18 protein-coding genes are annotated in these 22,565 nt (G+C 37.8%); 10 read left to right on the top strand and 8 right to left on the bottom strand.

Annotation, left to right across the window (positions count from 1 at the left end; all coding sequences use genetic code 11):
* Positions 1-413 (bottom strand): hypothetical protein (locus GX437_02575; protein ID NLJ06535.1); only part of this gene is annotated, 413 nt, incomplete at its 3' end.
* A 126-nt stretch (positions 414-539) separates the two neighbouring features.
* On the opposite strand from GX437_02575, the gene GX437_02570 reads away from it, so the two are divergent.
* The 5 genes from GX437_02570 to GX437_02550 all read left to right on the top strand — a co-directional run bounded on the left by GX437_02570 (position 540) and on the right by GX437_02550 (position 5,585).
* Positions 540-1,310: a hypothetical protein gene (locus GX437_02570; GenBank protein ID NLJ06534.1), complete on the top strand. Its 771-nt coding sequence runs from the start codon at positions 540-542 to the stop codon at positions 1,308-1,310.
* A 63-nt stretch (positions 1,311-1,373) separates the two neighbouring features.
* Positions 1,374-2,372, top strand: a complete 999-nt coding sequence (trpS, locus tag GX437_02565; protein NLJ06533.1) for a tryptophan--tRNA ligase — start codon at positions 1,374-1,376, stop codon at positions 2,370-2,372.
* A 5-nt stretch (positions 2,373-2,377) separates the two neighbouring features.
* A complete protein-coding gene (locus GX437_02560; GenBank protein ID NLJ06532.1) occupies positions 2,378-3,352 on the top strand; it encodes a hypothetical protein in 975 nt (324 codons plus the stop codon).
* Positions 3,352-4,539, top strand: coding sequence for an aminotransferase class V-fold PLP-dependent enzyme (locus GX437_02555; protein NLJ06531.1), 1,188 nt, complete (start codon positions 3,352-3,354; stop codon positions 4,537-4,539). Before GX437_02560 ends, GX437_02555 begins: the two co-directional genes overlap by 1 nt.
* Positions 4,536-5,585, top strand: a complete 1,050-nt coding sequence (locus GX437_02550) for an anhydro-N-acetylmuramic acid kinase (protein NLJ06530.1) — start codon at positions 4,536-4,538, stop codon at positions 5,583-5,585. The genes GX437_02555 and GX437_02550 overlap by 4 nt, the downstream gene beginning before the upstream one ends.
* Here the strand turns inward: GX437_02550 and GX437_02545 are convergent.
* The 6 genes from GX437_02545 to GX437_02520 form a co-directional block, all read right to left on the bottom strand.
* Complete coding sequence (locus GX437_02545) at positions 5,582-5,866, bottom strand: hypothetical protein (GenBank protein NLJ06529.1); 285 nt, start codon at positions 5,864-5,866, stop codon at positions 5,582-5,584. The two genes, GX437_02550 and GX437_02545, sit on opposite strands and share 4 nt — an antisense overlap.
* Positions 5,866-10,320: a PKD domain-containing protein gene (locus GX437_02540; protein ID NLJ06528.1), complete on the bottom strand. Its 4,455-nt coding sequence runs from the start codon at positions 10,318-10,320 to the stop codon at positions 5,866-5,868. The genes GX437_02545 and GX437_02540 overlap by 1 nt, the downstream gene beginning before the upstream one ends.
* Before the next feature lie 95 nt (positions 10,321-10,415).
* On the bottom strand, positions 10,416-11,162 hold the full coding sequence (locus tag GX437_02535; GenBank protein NLJ06527.1) for a shikimate dehydrogenase: 747 nt from the start codon (positions 11,160-11,162) through the stop codon (positions 10,416-10,418).
* 28 nt (positions 11,163-11,190) lie between these two features.
* Positions 11,191-12,198 (bottom strand): UDP-N-acetylmuramate dehydrogenase, encoded by a 1,008-nt coding sequence (gene murB, locus GX437_02530; protein NLJ06526.1) that lies wholly within the window; start codon positions 12,196-12,198, stop codon positions 11,191-11,193.
* Between the two features lie 77 nt (positions 12,199-12,275).
* Positions 12,276-14,093, bottom strand: coding sequence for a carbon starvation protein A (locus GX437_02525; protein NLJ06525.1), 1,818 nt, complete (start codon positions 14,091-14,093; stop codon positions 12,276-12,278).
* Between the two features lie 55 nt (positions 14,094-14,148).
* Positions 14,149-15,612 carry a cysteine--tRNA ligase gene (locus GX437_02520; protein NLJ06524.1) on the bottom strand — a complete coding sequence of 488 codons (1,464 nt, stop codon included), beginning with the start codon at positions 15,610-15,612 and terminating at the stop codon, positions 14,149-14,151.
* A 188-nt stretch (positions 15,613-15,800) separates the two neighbouring features.
* Here GX437_02520 and GX437_02515 point away from each other — a divergent pair, with 188 nt between their 5' ends.
* Genes GX437_02515 through GX437_02505 form a run of 3 tightly spaced genes read left to right on the top strand, consistent with a single transcriptional unit; the run spans position 15,801 to position 19,496 of the window.
* Positions 15,801-16,577, top strand: coding sequence for an SAM-dependent chlorinase/fluorinase (locus GX437_02515; GenBank protein NLJ06523.1), 777 nt, complete (start codon positions 15,801-15,803; stop codon positions 16,575-16,577).
* A complete protein-coding gene (locus tag GX437_02510) occupies positions 16,570-17,418 on the top strand; it encodes a hypothetical protein (GenBank protein ID NLJ06522.1) in 849 nt (282 codons plus the stop codon). The genes GX437_02515 and GX437_02510 overlap by 8 nt, the downstream gene beginning before the upstream one ends.
* An 11-nt stretch (positions 17,419-17,429) precedes the next feature.
* Entirely contained in the window at positions 17,430-19,496 is a 2,067-nt protein-coding gene (locus tag GX437_02505) for a helix-hairpin-helix domain-containing protein (GenBank protein NLJ06521.1), read from the top strand.
* On the opposite strand, the gene GX437_02500 is transcribed toward GX437_02505, so the two are convergent.
* Positions 19,493-19,822: a hypothetical protein gene (locus GX437_02500; protein NLJ06520.1), complete on the bottom strand. Its 330-nt coding sequence runs from the start codon at positions 19,820-19,822 to the stop codon at positions 19,493-19,495. The genes GX437_02505 and GX437_02500 overlap by 4 nt on opposite strands.
* 167 nt (positions 19,823-19,989) lie before the next feature.
* Between GX437_02500 and GX437_02495 the strand changes: the two genes are divergently transcribed.
* Both GX437_02495 and GX437_02490 read left to right on the top strand, forming a co-directional pair.
* On the top strand, positions 19,990-21,159 hold the full coding sequence (locus GX437_02495) for an adenylate kinase (protein NLJ06519.1): 1,170 nt from the start codon (positions 19,990-19,992) through the stop codon (positions 21,157-21,159).
* A gap of 326 nt (positions 21,160-21,485) precedes the next feature.
* On the top strand, positions 21,486-22,565 hold a 1,080-nt coding region (locus GX437_02490), incomplete at its 3' end, for a glycosyltransferase family 39 protein (protein NLJ06518.1).

Raw genomic sequence — 22,565 nt, 5'->3', positions numbered from 1 at the left:
GAAGAATGGCTGATGGCAATAAACTCATCGGGATGAACATGAAGAATGCATTTTTTTCCGCTATGGTTTTGAATCAGGTATTGATGAAGAAGAAAATGACTAAGGTATTCACTGCTCAGCTCATGCTCCTCAGAATTCCCTTCAATAATCATATAATCATTTGTAAATCTTACAGATAGCAGATCGTTTTTTATAAATTCAGTATATTGATTGAGGTCAGCTCCTTTCCGGCTGATCATCAGTTGTTGATCGATGAGTGCAGGATATTTTGCTGTCTCAAAAGGAATTTCTTTTTTGTATTTAGGGGAAAATCCTTCCGTTCTGCCATGAAAAGACAAGTTTCCGGCACGGGCATCGCTCCAGCCTTTTTCACTCAATTTCTTTAAATATTCAGGTTTTGTTTCTTTCTCCATCCTGATAGTTTTTTTAAAGACTTCAAATGTAATTCATATTTGCCAAAGGGCTATCCATTTCAGCCTGTTGAAAAATAAGTTGCAAGTTCGTGTGCCTTCGTCTTATTTTTACCACAAAATAAAAACATGGTAAAAACAGCAGTAAGATATACTTTCTGGCATTGGTTCGGACTTATATCTGCCTTTATATTTCTGATTGCCATATCTATTCTGATTTATAACTATTTACAGCAACGGCAATCTTTTTCATTAAAAGCGAACATCGAGGTGTATCCTTTCAGTCCTCCGCCTAATATTGATTTTTCTGTTCCACCAGATAAGGAGTCTGAATTAATGATGAAAATTAAGGATAACCTGCCACTGAAAGAGCCCACCAACGAAAATGCGAAAGCATTATATAAGGCTATTTCCTATGATTTTTTAAAGCTTTACGCTGATTTTATTAAAAAATACCACACTTATTATGAAATTACGCTCATCAATAATGGAGATGAGACAGCCATCGATATTAACATCGATTTGAAAAGCAAGGGAAAATATCTGATTGATTATGAGAAAGGAGACATTGAATTTGAAGATTTTCAGAATCATATAACTATTGATGAATTAATTCCGGGAGAAGAAATTACCTTGCTGGTCTGGTCAGAAATCATTCTGAAGGATTATACCAATTATCAACCAAAATCAATAGATATTTACTGCAAACAGGGAAATGCGAAAATTACCTGGCCGGTGAAGGTGGAAGGCATAGCTGCCTGGAATGCAATTAATAACAATTATCCTTTAATTTTTGCGGTAAGTATTTTCCTCGTAGTTGTTGTGGTATTAATGATAGTTTTTTTCAATCTTGGCTGCAGAAAGAACACCGATAGTCCGGAAAAAGAGGAAGTCAGTTAAGGCATTTCGTTTAAATTTGCAGAAAATTTAAATTTCAGGTTTTAACATTCTCAAGTATTTTTTGTGAGCAGAATTTTATCCGGCATACAACCAACCAGTAAGATTCATATCGGTAATTATTTCGGAGCAGTACAAAACTGGGTAAAACTTCAGAACCAATATGAATGTTTTTTTTGTGTGGTAGACCTTCATGCCATCTCGATGCCATACAATCCTGAAGAGTTGAAAAACAACACTTTGGATATGTATATTGCCCTGCTGGCCTGTGGCCTCGACCCACAAAAGGCAGTTGTCTTTATCCAGTCGATGGTGCCTGAACATACTTATCTGATGTGGCTACTTAACTGTGTTACCAGCTATGGCGAATTAGGGCGAATGACTCAGTTTAAGGATAAATCGCAATACCTGCAGGAATCATCAAAAGATTATTTCATTTCTGCCGGATTGTTCAATTATCCGATATTGCAAGCTGCTGATATTCTGATATATAAGGCTAATTATGTGCCGGTTGGCAAAGACCAGGAGCAGCATCTGGAGCTTTCGCGAAATATTGCCATGCGTTTTAATCATCTTTTTGGAGAATATTTCCCCTTACCGGAGCCATTATTTACAAATACAGCCAAGGTCATGAGCCTTGCCGATCCTACAAAAAAAATGAGCAAAAGTCTCGGAGATAAACACTATATCGGCCTGTTCGATAATGAAGAGACGATACGGAATAAAGTTAAAAAAGCAGTAACCGATATGGGGACGACTCCTGATGGAGAAATGAGTCCCGGGGTCAGGAATCTTTTTGAAATCATCAAAGCCTGTGGCCGGAATGATTTGTACGACCAGATGATGAAAGATTACCAATCAGGGAACCTGATGTACAAAAACCTGAAAGAAACAACTGCTGAAGTAATCATTGAACTTTTGAAACCTATCTCAGAAAAGAGAAGCAATTTGCTTCAGAATCTTGATTATGTGAATAAAATCATTTCTGAGGGGAATGAAATGGCAAGAGAAACAGCCTCTAAGACACTTCAGGAAGTTAAATCACTGATGGGATTTACTTATTAGGATTATTGACAAACATTATGCTGAATCAGGAAGAATTTCAAATCATACAAAACCTCAAGAAAAAATTTCAGGCAAATCCTGATGAATTCAGGAATGCGCTGACGGGTTTTTATCATCAGAAGGGAGTTAATTACTGGGATTATCTTCAGCTTGAAATTTTGCTAAATCTTCAGCAAACCAAAACTGACTTTGATGATGAAATGATTTTTATTGTTTATCATCAGATTACGGAGTTATATTTTAAACTGATATTGCATGAACTTGAAAAACTGACCTGCCTTGAACGGAAGGAATTTTTACATGCTGAAAACTGGATAAAAAGAATAGGAAGGGTCGTTAATTACTGCCATAAGGTTACGGATAGTTTCAATATCATGCAACCCGGAGAAGCCGGAAAACCGAATCAGTTTCTTTCAAAAGGGGAGTTTTTACAATTCAGAAATGCCTTGGTGCCGGCAAGTGGATTTCAGTCGGTTGCATTGAGAAAAATTGAATTTTACGCAACTTCATTGTATCAATTACTTCATCCTCAGGTACTTAACAAATACTCTCCACTGAATACCATTGAAGAGCTTTATGAAGGCTTGTACTGGAAATTTGGTGGATGGATTACTGAAAGTGGAAGAAGAAAGGAAAAGTCGAAAACGCTTGAAGCCTTTGAGAAAAAGTATGATAAAACATTAATTGAGCTTGCACATTCCCTGAAAGAAAGGAATCTGTACTTTCTGTTTTTTCAGTATCAACCCCAGAACAAAGCGGATCAGCAGGTATTACAATTGATAACAAATAATCAGGACATCCGTAATTTACTGTATGAGTTTGATTATGAAATAAATCAACGTTGGAAAACCATTCATTTTTCAGTTATCAGCAGGCAGATGGAGAATGAAGAAAAGGGAACCGGAGGAACCAACTGGAAAGAATATTTGCCTCCTCAGAATCAACAGATCTGTTACTTTCCACAACTCAGGAAAAAGTGATGTATCAAAGATTTTACAGTCAGTTTTTAGCACAAAATAAAGGTATTCAACATTTTGCGTGTCATAGTCATTATTACTGGCCGGATGTAACCCGTCAGGCTATGCTGGACTATTGGGATGATAGTGCCCGCTTGGTTGACCGCAAATGGGATTATTTCTTTTCTGTGAAAATACCGGAGGCTCAGGCTTATATATCAAAAGTGCTGGGAACATCTGATCCGTCCCAAATTGTTTTTGCTCCCAACACACATGAATTTGTTGTCAGGCTTTTGTCCTGTTTTGAGCCTGGAAGACCTGTCCGTATTCTGACTACCGACAGCGAGTTTCATAGTTTCAGACGACAAATAGACAGATTATCTGAATATGCTCATTTTCAGATAGATAGAGTAAGTACACAACCTTTCGAAAGTTTTGAAGAGCGTTTTATTTCGCAATTTCGTTCGCAAAATTATGATTTGGTTTTTCTGAGCCATGTGTTTTTTAATTCAGGGGTGGTAAGTGATATTTGTCAGATTATCAATCAGATAAAAGATTCAGATGCCCTGATTGCCATTGATGGTTATCATGCATTTATGGCCATACCTGTCAATATTCAGGATTTTGAGCATCGCATTTTTTATCTGGCAGGCTCGTATAAGTATGCACAGGGAGGAGAGGGTTGTTGTTTTATGCATGTTCCTGTAAATCAAAAATTCAGGCCATGGAATACGGGTTGGTTTGCCCATTTTGATTCCTTGAATGCAAGTTTTCAGGGGAAAGTGGAATATGCTGAAAATGCTTATGCCTTTGCCGGTGCAACCATGGATTTTTCTCCGCTTTACAGGCTCCTGAGTGTCTTCAGATTGTTTGAAAAGGAAAATATTTCTATTGAAAAGATTCAAAATCATATTCGTTTTGTACAGAAAGCTTTTTTGGAAGAAGTCAGTAAGTATGACCATCCTTTAATTAATAAGAAAAGATTGATTTTCAGAGATCTGGCAAATCATGGCCATTTCTTTAGCTTTCAGTTGGATTCAGCCGTTCAGACTTCAAAACTGGCAAAACTCCTTGAAGATTTTAATATTATCACTGATTTCAGAAATGACAGAATCAGGTTTGGCTTTGCCCTTTATCATGATGGGAATTACGATTTAAGTGTTTTGAATACCCGCAGAGCTTATTTTTTTGATGAATTTTTGTTTTCATGATGAATCAGGGAGAAAATGAATACATCGTACTTGGTCTGATGTCGGGGACTTCACTGGATGGACTTGATCTGGCATTGTGCCGTTTTAAGTTCGATAAGTACTGGAGTTTCCGGATTTTAAGAGCTAAAACTATCCCCTATTCAGAAAGCTGGAAAGAGAACCTTCGTCATGCACACCATCTACGGGGAGAAGAATTGCTCAGACTTGATCGTCAGTATGGGACCTATCTTGGTGAGCAGGCAAAATCGTTTTTATCAGGAGAAAAGGTTGATTTTATTGCATCATCAGGGCATACTGTTTTTCATCAGCCGGAAAAAGGATTTACTTTCCAGCTGGGTCATGGTTCAAGCCTTTCGGCTGCAAGCGGATGTATGGTAATCAATGATTTCAGGACTACTGATGTGGCTTTGGGTGGGCAAGGTGCCCCTCTTGTTCCCATCGGTGATGAACTGCTGTTTCAGGAATATGACTTTTGTCTGAATCTTGGTGGTTTTGCCAATATCTCATTCCGCGACATGAATAAAAGAGTTGCATTTGATATTTGTCCTGTTAACTTTATTTTAAATCTGATTAATCCTCCTTATGATGAAGATGGCAGAAACGGGAAGAAGGGTAAGGTTGACTGTTTACTGCTTGAAAAGCTGAATAATCTTCAATATTATCAGCAGACTTTTCCCAAATCGCTGGGGAGAGAATGGGTAGAGAAAGAATTTTTGCCTTTTTTAAATGATGTGAACATTCATAGATATGATTTGCTCCGGACGCTTTACGAACACATAGCATGGCAGATATCTTCCGTTATCAGTAGCGGGGATAATAAAAAGGTGCTGGTGAGTGGCGGAGGTGCTTACAATAAGTTTCTGATGGAGCTGATTTCACAAAAGACAAAAGCTGAAATTGTCATTCCTTCTCCTGAAATTATTGAATTTAAGGAAGCTTTGATATTTGCCTTTCTGGGGGTTTTAAGAGTCAGAAATGAAATAAATTGTTTAAGTTCCGTAACAGGTGCGATGCGCGACAGCTGTGGCGGAACCATCTGGCTTTAATCGTCTTTTGCTATTTCTTCCTGCAACTCTTTTAAGATGACTTTTGCCTGAATAATTTTGTGTTTTTTATTGTCTGTAATTATTTCCCTGAATTCGTTTACAATGGGATGCCCGTTATCCAGATTCTCCTCAAAAAAGTGGTTGATCTCTTTCATAAATTGGAGATATTCCTGATAATCAACATAAAAGCCCGAACAATTCTGATAACAAGCCGATAATAATTCATCCAGCCTGCTGATTTGATTGCCGATGAATTGAATTTGTTCTTCTTTGGTCATCATTATCGAAGGAGATGAAGGGTACCGGTTACAATTTTTACCTGGTTTTTAGTTCCTTTTGCTTCTATGCGGTAGTAATAAAGTCCATTCGGACATAACTGCCCGTTAAATTTACCATCCCAGCTTTTGTTCATGTCTTTGCTTTCAAACATCAATTCACCCCAACGGTTGAAAATCTGTATGTTAAAGGAGGATACATATTTTCCCTGAACAAGAAATTCATCATTTACCTCATCACCATTTGGAGTAAAAGCATTTGGTGGCCAAAGCAGTAATGGAACTGAAACACATACTTCGTTGGAATTGGAATAAACTCCACTGTTTTTCTCATGTGCGGTTATCCGGTAGCAATATTCATTGAGTAAAGTTGTGGTTTTTAAATCCAGATAGTAAAAGGTTTTGTCATTTACCTTTTCAATGGTTTTGAAATACCCGTTTTCATCTTTTAATTCAATTTCCTGATAATCAACACCATTGTCCCAGCCTTCATAAGCATTCCACTGCAATAAGGGAGAATCTCCATCGGTATTAACGGTCAGGCGGATGGTTTTGCCGATATTTGAGGGGGATGTGGTATATCCGCAACTATCCCTGACATATACACGGTAGTAATATGAATTGGTAGAGGCATCAACATTTTTATCCCTGAAGCTGAATGTTCCGGCAGGCAGGTTGGCTAAGGCACCGTATGTGAGACCATTATCACTTCGTTCGATTATATAGTAGAGTGGAGCACCTGAAGTAGTAGGTGTCCATTCCGTTAAAATCTCATCGTCATGTATCACTGTTGACCGGACAACTGAATTTTGAGTAACATGCTCGGCTATTCTGAAATATTTGGTGGCTGACGACTGGCAATTGTCTTTTGAGGTGGCAAACAAGGTAACTTCATAAATGCCTGGATTTGTAAAGGTTTGCTGAGTGTTTTGGGAGGTCGAAAGATCGGTTCCGTTTATTTTCCAGAGCCACTGGTTAATAATGCCGGGAGGGTTGATGGTCGATTTATCTTCTAAAAAGGTTGTTTTGTCAAGACATGGGTTATTAACGTTAAAATCAACTTTTGGCATGGGAAATACGGTTACATTCCTGACAACAGAATCGCGGCAACCAAAATTACTGGTTATCAATAATTTAACCCCATAAGTGTTGTCGTTTGAATAGGTATAAACCGGATGGAGCGCTGAACTGTTTCCTCCATCTCCAAAAGTCCAGAAGTTTGAGATTATTGAACCGTATGAAACTGTCGATTTATTGGAAAAGCTGAAGTTATTGCCCGACAGGCATTGTTGAGGATTGTTGATGGTAAAATCGGCTTTAGGCATTGGTCTGACATAAACCTGTCTGATGATGGAATCGCGGCAACCTACTCCTGAAACAGCCACCAGTTTGACAGTGAAAGTATCTGCTTTTGTAAATGAACGGTTAAAAGAAGGCACATTGGTTTTGTATCCATCTGATAATGACCAGTTTAATTGCTGAATGACTCCGGGGAAAATGGTTGTTTTGTCCTGAAAACTGAAAATATTACCTGAAAGGCATTGGTCGGGATCAGACACATCAAAGTTGACTTTTGGCATCGGATAAATAAGCACCTTTTTAATCAGTGAATCGAAACATCCCTGATCGGAGACAACCTTTAACTTAATGTCGAAAGTATCTGAAACGGTATAGTTGTGAAAAATGTTTTGGTCGGTATATGTAGTACCGTCACCCATATCCCAGATTCTTGCCGCTATGGTTCCGGAGGTGATTTTCGAAGAATCCTTACATATAACAATGTTTTTGCTCAGACACTGGTCAATATCATTAATGCTGAAATTGGCTTTTGGCATCGGAAATACAAATACCTTTTTGGTAATGGAATCACGGCAACCGTTGTCGCTGACAAGGGTGAGAAGGACATCGTAATTGCCGGGCGTGGAATAATTATGGAGAGCATTGGAAGAAGTATATTTTTTACCGTCACCCATACTCCACTGATTGGAAATGATTTTTCCATAGCCGATGGTAGATTCATTGGTAAACTGGAAAACATTTCCTTGCAGGCATTGTTGTGTTTTGTTAATACTGAAATCAACGATTGGCATGGGATAGATAACAATGGGCTTTTTAAAGGAATCGAGGCAGCCAGCATCCGAAACGGTAAGCAAAGAAACAACAAATGTATCGTAATAAGCAAATTTATGGTCGGGATTGACAAGATTGGAATAATTGCCGTCATCGAAATCCCATGTATAATTTACTATTCCCGAATTGATTTTGGTTTTATTGGTAAATTTCACCTGATTATTTCTCAGACATTGGGCAGAATCGTCCACAGTAAAAAATGCATCAGGCATCGGATTGACATATACTTTTTTAACCTTATGGTCTTTACAGTTTTTATCGGAGATGACAGTAAGCTTAACATTATAAACCCCATCATTTGTATAAACATGTTGAGGATCAGTAGCATAGGAAGAATCCCCATCTCCGAAAGACCAGCGGAAAGTCATGGTACCTGTGGTGAGAAAAGAGTTGTTGGTAAACATGAATTTATTCCCATACAAGCACTGGAAGGAATCATCAATGGCAAAAGCGCTGATGGGCGTGGGATAAAGCATGATGTAGGTTTTCTTTTGAGCAGTATCACGGCAATAATGATCGGAGGTTGCCACTAATGTAACAGTAAAGGTATCTGCTACGGTATAAATGTGGGTCGGATGCGTCATTTTGGAAGTGGCTCCATCGCCAAAATCCCAGTCGTACATTAAATTTCCGCTGCTGATTGTACTTTTGTTGGTAAACTCATATTTATTCCTGTCGAAGCATTGTGCACTGTCGTTCATGTCGAAATCAGGCTTGGGAGAAGGAAAAACGACCATTTTTCGGTAAAAGGTATCTTTACAGCCTTTATCCGAAACCGTGATTAATTGAACAGTAAAGGTGTCTTCATATTTAAACTTATGGAGCGGATTGGCTGCACTGCTCGTGTCTCCGTCTCCGAAATCCCAGTAAGACTTAAAGGTTCCATCAATTATAGTGGTGTTGTTAATCATAAATGCCTGATTTTCTTTCTGACATTGTGTACTGTCGTTGATATTGAAACTGGCATTGGGCTTGGGATGAATCTTAATGGTCCATGAAAGTGTGTCTACAGCGCTGGTAATAAGATAGACAACCAGGTTCACCGTAAAAATACCTGATGAGGTATATTTATGCTTTGCAATCAGTTTATTGCTTGATTTGTCAGATGAGGCCGCATCGCCAAAATACCACCTGACAGAATCGACCAGACTGGAACTGGTTACAATAAACTCGGTACTGTCGCCATAACAAAAGTTTTTGAACTGATACTCAGGATTATAAAAATAACTTTGGTTAAATGTCGGAAGACCGAACTTACTATCTCTTCCTGCCAGATAAAAGGCTTTGTCCACATATTTGCAGGCGGCTCCGTAAGCATTTGGGGCATTGATGATTCCAAGATACTTGTCTTCCCTTGCTACGTAAATTCTCCCGTCAATAGCTACCTGCATGGCGCCAAGCTGGGCAGCACTGGTGGCGACCTTTATCATCGAATTGAGTATTTCATAAGCAGAACCGGCCTCCAGAAAGAACTCGTAAATTTCTTTATATGCACGGGAGCTGACATATAATTTGGTTCCATCCGGTGAAAACTCTATTCCGTATGGGTCTTTTATCGATGTACAGGTTATCGGATTAGAAACCTTTCCTGTCGAGTCATCGAAGTCAAGAATTTCGACAATGCCATTGTAAGTGGTAATAGCCCAGGCAATTTTTTTCCCGTTGGGAGATACTTTCATATAACCTGCGGTTCGGGTAAGGGAACCACTATGCTTTGTTCCTACACTGCTGACTACCGGTGTTGAACTGATTCCGCTGGGTGTTACCAGATAGGCAAAAAAGGCATTGGTGTCCCATCCATGGGTAATTACCCAGATGTCTGTCTTGTTTCGGTGACGAACAGCCGTAACTTTTTCAGTGGTCGGATACAGAAGCTTGGTATTTTTTGAAATAACCTTTCCTAAACCCCCGTTCCTTTTCATGCTGATAACTGAATAGCAGAACCCATTTGGTCCGGCTACATCATCAACTGTGAAAAGGTAATATATGGAATCTGACTTTGGCTTTTTCACTGCTACACACGACTGTGTCGAAGCATAACCACCTAACAATCCGTTTCCGTTGTCCATAATGGTGTGGTTTTTATTCCAGACATCCACCCCATTTGAATAAAAGAGCAGATTCCCGTTGCTATCGGAAATGGTAGCACAGCCATCATATTGAAACATGGCACTGTTGGTCAGCGCCACAGGAGATCCTGAATTAAAGCTTATTCCTGCTTTGCCTCCGAAATACCAGATATTCCCTTCTTTCTGAGAAAACGCAATTTTACTGAAGCAAAGCAGTAAAATGACGAGGAGAAATACAGTATTTACAAAGCTTTTGCGCATTTTTTTAAGCCTGCCAATATAGGAAAAATTTCCGATATTTATTCATAGCAAAACAAATGCTTGTCTGATCAGGCTTTATGATAAATTGGGGTCTTCTAAATGCCAAACCATATTCTGAAAGACTCAAAAGCTTGTTTCTCAAGCATTTTCATCCCATTCATGGTCTGACATCCCATTTTTTTCCCCTTCAGTAAAAACAGTGTTTCTTCCGGATTATACACCATATCAAATAAAAAATGCCTTTTATTGAGAAAATGATAAGGTATTTCAGGAAATGAATCTGTATTGGGAAACATACCCAATGGCGTGCAATTTATTATCAGATGATATTTGTCAAAAATATCCTTATTTAAATCAGTATATCTCAGGCTGTTTTCAGTTTTTTTTCTGCTGATGATTAAATAATTGATATTCATTTTTTTGAAAACATACTGAACCGCTCTGGCAGCTCCACCGTTGCCTAAAATCAAAGCATGGCTTATATCCGGTGGTACAAAATCCCTTAAAGACTGTTCAAAACCCGTAACGTCCGTATTATAACCTTTCAGGTAAATGATTTTCCCTTGCCGAAAAATTTTAACTGTATTAACAGCCCCTGTTTGCTCTGCTATCTCATCTTTTTCATCCAGAAAATCAATGATCTGTTGCTTGTAGGGAATGGTGATATTTAATCCGGCTATTTCTGAATGCTGTATTAAAAAATCCCCGATACCATTTAATTCTTTAAGTTCAAACAATTGATAAACACAACCGGTTATTTTCTCCCGTTCAAAGATTTTTTGAAAAATAAACGGACTGAAAGAGTGGGAAAGTGGATAGCCGACTAAACCAAAGATTTTCATTGTTTTAAAGAAATATTTTGTTGGAAATCTAATAAATATTCACTTCCGGAATGAGTTCAATGCCAAATGTCTGATAAACGCTTTCCTGAATTTTTTGGGCAAAACGGAGAATATCGGAGCCGCTTGCCCCGCCATAATTAACAATTACAAGTGCCTGATTATGATATACTCCTGTATTGTTTTCCACAACGCCCTTCCATCCACATTTTTCAATTAACTGGGCGGCTGCCAGTTTTATGGCATAGCGGGTTTCAAATCCTTTTAAATCGGGATATTTCTGAAGCAGCTTTTCATATTTTTCATACGAAACTACCGGATTTTTAAAAAAACTGCCTGCATTTCCCAAAACCTGAGGATCGGGTAATTTTCTTCTGCGTATGCTGACAACCGCATTAAAAACGTCCTGTATAGTCGGGTTTTCTGTACACAACTCGTCCTTAATATCCTGATATTCAGTGTTTAATTTTGGATTTTTGTCCAGCATGAAGCTTACGGAAACGATGTAGTATCTGTTTCTCCATTCTTTTTCCTTAAAGATGCTCCACCGGTAGCCAAACCTGCATTCATCATTCATCATCAGGCGTTTTTTCCCGGTTAAAAGGTCTATTATTTCAAGAGAATGGATACTGTTTTTTACTTCTGCCCCATAAGCTCCGATATTTTGAATGGGTGAAGCACCAACAGTTCCGGGTATTAGTGCCAGATTTTCAATTCCTCCCCAGTTTTGATTCACACAATATTCAACAAAAGAATGCCAGTTTTCTCCTGAGCCGGCTTTTATCCAGACATTATTTTCATCTTCGTGCATAAGTCCGATACCTTTAATGGCATCTTTCAAAACAAGTCCTTCAAAATCTTTGGTGAATAAAATATCACTGCCTTCTCCGAGAATTAATTTGTTGAGTGATTTAAAAAGCTGATTATCTATTAATTGTAGAATGTTCTGCTCGGAATTTATTTCTGCAAAATAACGTGCTTTTGCCTCTACGCCAAAAGTATTAAAGGGCTTAAGTGATATATTTTCTAAAAAATTCATGCTCCTTACTGATGCAAAGGTAGTTTAAGATTTCATCACGGGCATGAATATTTTGCAGTGTTTAAACCAAGGTTTCATCAAACATTGACAGCTTGACCCTGTTTCAGACTTTTAAGCCATTTAGGCCCAGCATTGATAAAGATAAAAAATGCACAGAAGAGGATAATCAATGTCAGGACAATATTGATAAATCCCGGCACAAAAGTTTGTGTATCAGCAAGTTGAGGCCAGTAAATACCGTAAATGTTTTTAATGCAGGCTGTAATGGTGGTAATGCCAACAAAAAGCAGAGGAACTATCGTAACCCATGCAAATCTGCCTTTTCCCGTATTGATGATATAGCTGGTCCCTACAGCAAGTGCAATGGTTGCAAGTAGTTGATTTGCAGAGCCAAACATTGGCCAGATGGTGGTTACACTGCCTGAATAAATGAAGTAACCCCATGCGAAGACCACCAGAAAGCTGGCAATTAAATTACCCGGTAGCCAGTTGGTTTGTCCGAATTTTGGAATGAACTTACCAAGCTCTTCCTGTAGGATGAAACGGGCTATTCTCGTGCCGGCATCAATGGTAGTCAGGATAAACAAAGCTTCAAACATGATGGCAAAATGATACCAGTAGCTCATCAGATGTTTAAGCCCTGGAAGGGCGGAAAAAATCTGAGCCATGCCAACAGCCAGCGAAACGGCTCCTCCTGTACGTCCTGCAATGCTTTCACCTACTTCGGCTGAAAGCTCGGAAAGATTGGTTTCAGTAAATCCCATTGCCTGTAACTCAGGCAATATTCTGGCAAATTTTTCAGGTGAAACGTTGATCTGAAAATAGTCCATCGGGAGCAGGCTGGTGGCGGCTATCAATGCCAGAATGCTGACCAGTCCTTCACTCAGCATCGAGCCGGCTGCAATCATCCTGATTTGTTTTTCTTTCATGACCATTTTGGGAGTTGTTCCTGAGCTGACCAATGCATGAAAACCTGAAATAGCCCCACAGGCAATGGTAATAAAGAGATAGGGGAATAGTGTCCCGGGAATAATGGGGCCACCTCCGTGAATAAATTTAGTAACCGCTGGCATCTGGATATGAGGCATTACGATAATGACACCCAGGGCAAGCATGGCTACCACCCCAAGTTTCATAAAGGAGCTCAGGTAATCGCGTGGGGAAAGCAGAAGCCATACAGGTAATACAGAGGCCAGAAAACCATAGGCACATAGCAGAATGGTCAGGGTTTTATGATTAAAGGTGAACAGGTGTGCAATCCCTGATTCCGGAATATAACGGCCATAAATGACGGCAAGGCTTAATAAAGTTACTCCGATAATTGTTCCGTCAACTGCTTTACCCTTGCGAATTTTAAAAATGTAAATGCCCATAAACAGAGCAATGGGGATGGTAGCTGCAATGGTAAATGTTCCCCAACTGCTTTCAGCCAATGCATTGACTACCACCAGGCCAAGTCCTGCCATGGCGACAATTACAATGATAAGTGTAGCGATGGAAGCAGTTGCCCCACTGACTTTATTTATTTCTCTACGGGCTATTTCTGCCAATGATTTTCCATCATGACGGACAGAAGCAGTCAGTATGACGATGTCGTGAACAGCACCGGCAAACACAGCCCCCAGCAACATCCATAAAAAACCCGGGAAATAGCCGAATTGAGCCGCTAAAACAGGTCCTACCAAAGGTCCTGCTCCGGCAATGGCTGCAAAATGATGCCCGAACAATATCCATTTGTTCATCGGATAATAATTCTGACCATCGTACAATTTTTGAGATGGAACCTGATTGAGGTCATTGAGTGTCAATACTTTTGCCGAAATAAAGGCAAAATAAAACCGATAAGCCAGCGTGAAAAATGCAAGTGCTGCGATTACTAAAATCATTGCATTCATGATGAATAATTATTTTGTTAAAATACAGATATTCAATTCACTGTGCGAAATTTTTTTACATTAAATTTTCCCAGCTTGTTCCTTCTTTTCCGTCTTTAAGTTGAATACCGATTTCTTTCAGCTTGTCGCGTATAAAGTCGGATGTCGCAAAATCCTTCTTCTCCCTTGCGTTTTTTCTTAACTCAATAATAATTTTGATCAGTTCATCAGTTGAACCGGTCTGACTCTCGTGATAGCTTAGACCCAGTATTTCAGTCAGAAATATATTGAAGTACTTTCTGAATTTCTCAAGATCCTCCCCGGTGAGGAATTCTTTATTGTCTGCCATCAGGTTGATATGCCTCGAAGCTTCAAAAAGCTCTGCTATCAGTTTAGCCGTGTTCAGGTCGTCATTCATTACTTCATAACAGTCTGATATCCATTTATCTACATTGAATGAGGATTGATTTCCGGCCATAAGTTTTTCAATCTGACGCTGTGCCTGTGTCAGTCTTGCCAAACCCTTTTCGGCTGCTTTTAAAGCATCATTTGAAAAATCAATCGTACTTCGGTAATGAGCCTGAAGGATAAAAAACCTGATGACCATGGGCTGGTAAGCCTGATCCAAAAGCCTGTGATTTCCGGTAAAAAGCTCTTCGAGTGTGATAAAATTACCCAGTGATTTAGCCATTTTTTGTCCATTGATGGTAATCAGGTTGTTGTGAATCCAGTATTTACAGGGCAGCTGACCAAAAGCGGCCATACTTTGGGCAATTTCAGATTCATGGTGGGGAAACATAAGGTCGAGACCGCCTCCGTGTATATCGAAAGGAATTCCAAGATATTTAGCTCCCATGGCCGAGCATTCGAGATGCCAGCCGGGATAACCTTCATTCCATGGTGATCGCCATTTCATGATATGCTGTGGGGTGGCTTTTTTCCACAAGGCAAAGTCAATCTGATTTTTTTTATCATCCTGCCCCTTTAATTCCCTGCTCTGGCTGATGAGGTCTTCGATAACCTTTCCCGATAGCTTTCCGTAAGGATACACTTTAGAATATTTTTCCAGGTCGAAATAAATGTTTTCTGCTGTCTGATAGGCAAAACCATTGTGGAGGATTTTTTCAACCAGTTCAATCTGCTCAGGAATATGCCCTGATGCATGTGGCTCAATAGAAGGTGGAAGGCAATTTAATTGATTGATTGCATTATGATAACGATTGGTGTAATATTGTGCAACCTCCATAGGTTCAAGTTGTTCGAGGCGGGCTTTTTTCGCAATTTTGTCTTCCCCGGCATCTGCATCATTTTCAAGATGGCCTACATCGGTGATATTGCGGACATATCTGACCTTGTAGCCAAGATGTTTCAGATAGCGAAATAAAATATCAAAATTAATGGCTGCACGTGCATGTCCGAGGTGTGGATCGCCATAAACGGTCGGCCCGCATACATACATTCCGACCATTGGAGGATTGACAGGTATAAATTCTTCTTTTTTCCCACTGTATGAGTTATGGATGTATAGTGACGATGTCATAATCCTTATTATTTGCGAATGCAAATTTAGATACTCAATGAGGATAATGGCTAATAATTATCTGTTGACAAGGTCAATGCAATTTTTACAGAAGGAGACCGGCAATCGGTTTTTTTCTCAGGGATTAAAGCTATTTTTACAAGCCTAAAAAAACCATTGCTATTAAATAATTTTCACATTTTGCCATCATGATTGTTGTTACACTGACCACCGACCTTGGACTGAAAGACCCCTATGTGGCATCAGTAAAAGGTTTTTTATTGTCGAAGATCAGTCAGGTAAACATAGTCGATATTTCACATCTGATAAGCCCGTTCAGTATTCCGGAAGCTTCCTATATTCTGAGAAACTGTTACCACGACTTTCCTGAAAAAAGCATTCACCTGATCAGTGTAAATAATAGTCAATCAGTAAAAGAACGATTTATTGCAGTTAAATACAACAATCATTATTTCTTAGGTCCCGACAACGGAGTCATTTCCCTGATTACCGACAGGCAGGCAGACGAAGTTTGTGAAATACCTGTTGAACAATCATCACAACTGTTGTTTCCCTTGAAAAACCTTATAGCTCCTGCGGCTGTCAGGCTTTCTGCAAAATTCAATATGTCTGCTGTTGGGATTAAAACCGGTGAATTTCAAATGATCTCTTCCCTGAATGCAACGGTTGATCAGAATATGATAAAGGGAATGGTGATTTACATTGATAATTTTGGAAATGCAGTAACAAACATCAGCAAAAAAATATTTGAACGGTTCGATCTGTCAAAAAAAATCAAAATTGAATTCAGTGGGAGTGATGAGATTAATGTTATTTCAGAAAAATACTCAGATGTTCATGCAGGGGATGCCCTTTGCCTGTTTAATTCAGCAGGATTACTTGAAATAGCCATAAATCAGGGAAATGCTTCACGTCTGCTGGGTCTGCAGTTAAAAAGCAGCATTCTAATAGAATTTTATGATTAATAGAGTTCAGTTTTTTCTAACATTATTGTTTTTATTGTTTCTCAATGCCTTTTTTCTCAGGGTTAACGGGCAGGACTATGTCAATCCCATCGGAAGCCGTTCGCGTGGGTTGGCTGATGCATCCGTAAGTTTTTCCGATCCATGGTCGTCATTCAACAATCAGGCTGGTCTGGCTTTATTGAGAAAACCGGCAATAGGTGTTTTTGCAGAAAACAAATTCAATATCAAAGAGCTTAACGGTGGGGCATTCACCCTGAATATTCCCGTTCAAAACCAGGGGACCTTTGCTTTCGACTTTTACATTTTTAATTATTCGGTAATTTTTTCAAGGCAAAAAATAGGTTTAGCCTATGCTTCTAAACTGGCACGTCAGTTTTATGCTGGCATTCAGTTAAACTACTTACGGACAACAACTGAAAATTATCAGGTCAGAAATACACTTTTCGGAGAGGCTGGATTAATGTACCGCCCAACAGAGACGGTAACTTTGGGTGTTCATATTTTCAACCCCACAGTTGCCCGGTACGATAAATACTCAAACGAGAAAGTTCCTGTTGTTGTCAATTTTGGAGGAATTTATCAGCTTGCTCAGAAAGCATCTCTTCATGCTGAATTTGAGCATTCATCTCATTATGGTTATGGATGGAAAGGTGGAATTGAATATTCTGTAAATCAATATTTTAAATTACGTGCCGGTTTTCGTAACAATCCTTTTGTAACTACCTTTGGACTCAATCTGGCTGTTGCTGGTTTTAATATCGACATTGCTTTTCAGATACATCAGATTCTGGGCTATTCTCCCTCTATCTCAGCCGATAAAATGTTTGATAAAATTCACTAATCCTTATTGAGATGAGCCATCAAAGCTGCCATATCTTAAAGGGTGTTTTCTTTGCGGTTATTGTCGTTTTATTTAGTTTCCGAAGTGCTTTTTCACAATCAAACCGGCAGCTGGTAATCGAAAAAATAATCGGGGAGTTATATGAAAACAGTGAGGCAGAATTTGATTATTCAGAACTTTCAGACAGGTTGAACGAATATTTTAATAATCCCATCAATTTAAATGCGGCAACAACAGAACAACTTCAGGAACTCATGTTTTTATCTGAGCCACAGATAAGTGCCATACTGGAATACCGAAGGAAATACAAAGGGTTTACGACATTTTATGAGTTGAGGCTGATTGATGAGCTGGATGACGAAACCATCAACAAGCTGCTGAATTTTATTACTATTTCACCACGGCCTTCGGTTCCTAAAAAAGCAGATTATTATTTGCCGCTGAAAAACAATTACTTATCCATACGCACGGAAAGGAGTTTTGTGATAAAAAACGGTTTCAATCCTGACACAAATTATTTGGGAAATCCATTTAAATATTACTTGCGCTTTTATCATCAGCCCGACCGCAGATTGAGCTATGGCATTACCATGGAAAAAGATGCGGGGGAAGAATTTTTCAAAGGGACACAAAAAAAGGGTTTCGATTTTTATTCCGCTCATTTCTTTTTCAGGCCGAACCATAAGTATTTGAAAACCATTGCTTTTGGTGATTATTATGCCAATTTTGGTCAGGGTTTGGTTTTATCCAATAGTTTTAATTTTGGAAAAACACCCTATATTGATCAGATTTTTGTTTCCCGTCCCTACCTGAGTCCATATCGTTCAGCCAACGAAAAAAACTATTTCAGAGGTGCAGCAGCTTCTTTTCAGTTTTCAAAATTCATGATGACTGCAATGTACTCCAATAAATATCTTGATGCAGGTTTAAATGTTGCCGATACTTTTGAAGATGCTGCGGAGTTTTATGTCAGCTCTTTTGATGAAGATGGCCTGCACCGGACAAATACGGAAATACTCAATAAAAATACAGTGAATGAACAGCTTCTGGGACTCAACCTCAGTTTAAATCTTTCAAATTTAAAATTAGGAATAACTTCATTTTATGGTTGGCTCGACCAACCCATGCTTAAAAATGACAAACTTTACAATTATTATCAATTTTCAGGAAAAAGTTTTTTTGCTGCAGGGATCAATTATTCCTATGTCATTAAGGGTCTGTTGTTTTTTGGTGAAACAGCTACCAATGGTAATGGATATGGTTGGTTATCAGGTGTTCACACTTTTCTGAACAACAGGATGAGCTATCTTTTACTTCTCAGAAATTATTCCCCCAATTATTATTCTCCTTATGCCAATGCTTTCAGGGAAAACAGCGAAACTGAAAATGAATCCGGGATTTTTACCGGATTAAACTGGAATATCAGTAAAAAATGGGGGCTTACTTTTTATTATGATCAATACCGTTTTCCATGGCTGAAATATCTGGTAAATCGTCCTTCTTTCGGAAATGAATTATTGCTGACAGTCAGCCATCAGATGAATTTCAGGACAAAGCAAAATTTCAGGATTCGATATAAATTATCAGAAAAAAATATTTCAGGGAGCAGCGATCCTATTCCCTTAACAGGCTTTACTGAAAAATATTTTTTAAGATATCAGATAGATTATCAGGTAAATACAAACCTCAGGCTGAGTACAAGGATAGAATATTGTCTGGTTGGAAAAGAAAATCATTCACAGGCTTCCGGATTTCTCACCCAGCAGGATGTAACCATTATTCCCTCATCGCTACCATTGACAGTTTCACTTCGGTATGCTCTTTTTACTGTAAATGATTATGAAGCAAGGATATACAGTTATGATGCTGATATTCCCGGAATATTTTCTTCTGCAATGTATTACCGCAATGGGATGAGGGCATATTTGCTGATTAAATATCAGGTATCTGATAAACTTGCTGTTTTTTTTAAAACCGGAAGGACTGAATACTTTTCAGCTCCGGAAATTCCGGAAAATTCCAATCTGACAAAAAACTGGAAAAACGAATTGAAATTTCTGATTACCTGTTCTTTTTAAAGCAGGCGGTTGAGGTAGAATAAAATTCCCCTTTCAAGGTTGTCAAATTTTTTATCGACCAGAAATAGTTGCTTGATATCGGAAAGCAGTTTTTGTTTTTGCTTGTCGTCTTTAAAGTAGAGTTCTTTAAAGGATAAGATGGTCTGAAGTCTTTCATATTCATTGAGTTTGGAAAACTCTTTGAACATTTTGTTACAAACATCATCACCAACCTTACAAATAATAAGTTTTACTTCATCATCAGAAATTTTTGCATCCACCGAGCTTGCATATAAAAGTGTAAAAGCAAGAAACTCATCGTAAGTCCAGTTTGGATTGTTTCCCATCGTTTAAATTTTTTAAAAATACTATTTTAAAAAGTTCAACGAACGTACAAACTTTTTTTTAATACTCAAAGCATGATAATTTTCATGGCATAATTTTTAATAAATTCTAACTTCTTTCTGAGGTGATACTTTAATTGTAAGTTTGTACTTTATTTTAATCTGCCAAAATGATAAATATTGCACTATTTGGTCCTCCGGGGGCCGGAAAAGGAACTCAGTCAAAATTATTACTTGAAAAATATAATCTTGCCTATATTGCAACAGGTGATATTTTGCGGAAAGAAATCTCTGATAAAACTGATCTCGGACTGAAAGCTAAAGAAATCATTGAAAAGGGAGGATTGGTTTCTGATGAAATCATTGTTCAGATCATTGAAAGAACCATTATTGAAAACCAACATGTCAATGGTTTTTTGTTTGATGGTTTCCCGAGAACTTTTGTGCAGGCCTATATTCTGGAAGGTTTGTTGCTGAAACTGAATACTTCTCTGACCTGCATGATAAGCCTGAGTGTACCAAGGGAAGAGCTATTGAACAGGTTATTGGAAAGATCAAAAACCTCTCAGCGGATTGATGATACGCCAGATGTTATTTTGACCCGACTTACTGAATATGAACTTAAAACGGCTCAGGTGGCCGATTTTTACAAGGAAAAGGGGATTTATATTGAAATTGATGGCGTTGGGAAAATTGAAGATGTATTCCACAGGCTCAACACCACCATAGAAACCATGCTCCGTAAGGTCTGGATGAATATTGTGATGTTTGGCTACCCAGGCTCCGGTAAAGGCACTCAGGCTCAGATACTTGCTGAAAAATATAATCTGGTGTATATTTCAACAGGTGAAATGATGCGGGATGAACTGGCACGCAAAACAGAAGTCGGTTTAAAGATTGAGCCTTACCTGGAAAAAGGGCTCATAGTACCTGACGAAATTGCTATTCGCCTGATTGAATCGAAGATAAAGACCAACCCCAAAGCCAATGGGTTCATCTTTAAGGGTTTCCCCCGAAACCTTGTTCAGGCCTATATACTTGATGGGATGCTCAGGAAAATGAATTCTACTGTCAGCAAGGTAATTAATCTGGAAGTTCCCGTTCTTGAGGCCATCAAGCGCCTGTCCATTCGTGCAAAAACCCCAAATGCCAGAAAGTACGATTTAAATACAGATGTGATACTTCAGCGTCTGGAAGAGTTTGAAAAAATTACATTTCCTGTTTCCGAATACTATAAAAAGCAAAATAAGTTTGTAACGCTCAGCGGATTGGGAACACAAAATGAAATCGGGGCAAGGGTAATTGCTGAGGTAGAAAAAACGTTGAGGGAGATAAGGTAATATTCATTTAAGCTTATCTTTTAAAAGCAAAACCCACTACTTCCCAACTGCTGTTCCAAATCAATGTTTTCCAAAATAATTCCCATAAGTAATAAAAGCTACTTTTATCTTAAGCCCCTATTTCCTGACAGGTTTAATGAAAATTTCTCTTAGGAATAAACGGATGATTTGACTTATAAGCGTTATTTTTACTCTGGATTAGTTTGTTTGTTTTTTGCAAAAGTTGCCTGATTTTATGCATCTTTTGCTTGTCTTTTATGCTTTTTAAACAGATGTGATTGATAAATATGATTAATAAATAATAATAGATTTTACAAAAAAAAGAAATGGGTTTATTTAGATTTTCATACTTAATTATAGGATTTATTTTTGTAATTTCCGTCCTATTATCTTTTATCTTTTCATTTGACCTCAGATTTAATTTAGTAAGCCGCCTTACAGTATTTTTTGTTTTTTTAATTTTTATTTTTGTAATTCATAATCTTAGGCAAAATAAGTTTGCTAAATTTATTTCTGTTAAAAGATTTAATATAGGAGCAATCTTTGTATTAGCGTTAATTATTCGATTATTTTGGACTTTATTCTCAAAAAATTTACAAGTATCTGATTATGCATATTATGAATTGTTGGCTAATAAAATTAAAGATGGCCAATTTTTATTTACGTCATATAAATCTACCGGAGCATCAATTTTTATTGCAGGGATATTTTTTTTATTTGGTAATAATATTTTAATTGTAAAAATATTCTACTCGATTCTTAGTGCTACGCAGATTCCATTATTGTTCTATATAGTAAAAGAGTTAACTAATGACGAAAAACTTTCAAGAATTTCTTCTGTTATTTTATGTCTTTATCCTGCTCATATTTTTTATTCAAACCTTACTGGTACAGAAATTATTTTTGTTTTTTTTATTCTTTTGTTCATATACTTAATTGTGTTGTTAAGTAAAAGTAACAAAAAAAAATACATTTTTATAATTGGTTCAGGAATTGTAATTGGATTATCAAATTGGATAAGAAATCATGCATTACTATATTTAATTTCATTTATTTTTGTGCTGTTTTTCAGTATATGTAAAAGTCAAAGGCAATTCCTTTTTTTTCTAATGTTATTTATTATAAGTTTCCTTGCTGTTAATATACCTGTTATTCACTGGAATATTAATAAAAATAGAATAGTTTCGTTAAATAATGTTCATACCGGGGGACTTAGTTTATTAATTGGTACTAATTTAAAATATAAAGGACGATGTTTGAAAAATGAGTATGATTATAATTTATATTACTCGTGGTTTAAAGATAAAAACAATCCTGATTATTCGGATTTTAAATTTGCTAATAAAAACTCTGTCGATACTGCCTGCCAAAGGATATCTGATAATTTTTTAGGATTTATTAAAATG

This window comes from Sphingobacteriales bacterium, from assembly GCA_012517435.1.
In the GTDB taxonomy this organism is placed as follows: Bacteria; Bacteroidota; Bacteroidia; order CAILMK01; family JAAYUY01; genus JAAYUY01.
The sequence above is the reverse complement of the archived record's forward strand: the minus strand, read 5'-3'. Positions and strand labels throughout refer to the sequence as shown.

Coding starts and splice junctions, on each gene's coding strand:
- GX437_02570 (NLJ06534.1), top strand. CDS start 540: ATGGTAAAAACAGCAGTAAGATATACTTTCTGGCATTGGTTCGGACTT.
- GX437_02555 (NLJ06531.1), top strand. CDS start 3,352: ATGTATCAAAGATTTTACAGTCAGTTTTTAGCACAAAATAAAGGTATT.
- GX437_02550 (NLJ06530.1), top strand. CDS start 4,536: ATGATGAATCAGGGAGAAAATGAATACATCGTACTTGGTCTGATGTCG.
- GX437_02545 (NLJ06529.1), bottom strand. CDS start 5,866: ATGATGACCAAAGAAGAACAAATTCAATTCATCGGCAATCAAATCAGC.
- GX437_02540 (NLJ06528.1), bottom strand. CDS start 10,320: ATGCGCAAAAGCTTTGTAAATACTGTATTTCTCCTCGTCATTTTACTG.
- GX437_02535 (NLJ06527.1), bottom strand. CDS start 11,162: ATGAAAATCTTTGGTTTAGTCGGCTATCCACTTTCCCACTCTTTCAGT.
- murB (NLJ06526.1), bottom strand. CDS start 12,198: ATGAATTTTTTAGAAAATATATCACTTAAGCCCTTTAATACTTTTGGC.
- GX437_02525 (NLJ06525.1), bottom strand. CDS start 14,093: ATGAATGCAATGATTTTAGTAATCGCAGCACTTGCATTTTTCACGCTG.
- GX437_02520 (NLJ06524.1), bottom strand. CDS start 15,612: ATGACATCGTCACTATACATCCATAACTCATACAGTGGGAAAAAAGAA.
- GX437_02515 (NLJ06523.1), top strand. CDS start 15,801: ATGATTGTTGTTACACTGACCACCGACCTTGGACTGAAAGACCCCTAT.
- GX437_02510 (NLJ06522.1), top strand. CDS start 16,570: ATGATTAATAGAGTTCAGTTTTTTCTAACATTATTGTTTTTATTGTTT.
- GX437_02505 (NLJ06521.1), top strand. CDS start 17,430: ATGAGCCATCAAAGCTGCCATATCTTAAAGGGTGTTTTCTTTGCGGTT.
- GX437_02500 (NLJ06520.1), bottom strand. CDS start 19,822: ATGGGAAACAATCCAAACTGGACTTACGATGAGTTTCTTGCTTTTACA.
- GX437_02495 (NLJ06519.1), top strand. CDS start 19,990: ATGATAAATATTGCACTATTTGGTCCTCCGGGGGCCGGAAAAGGAACT.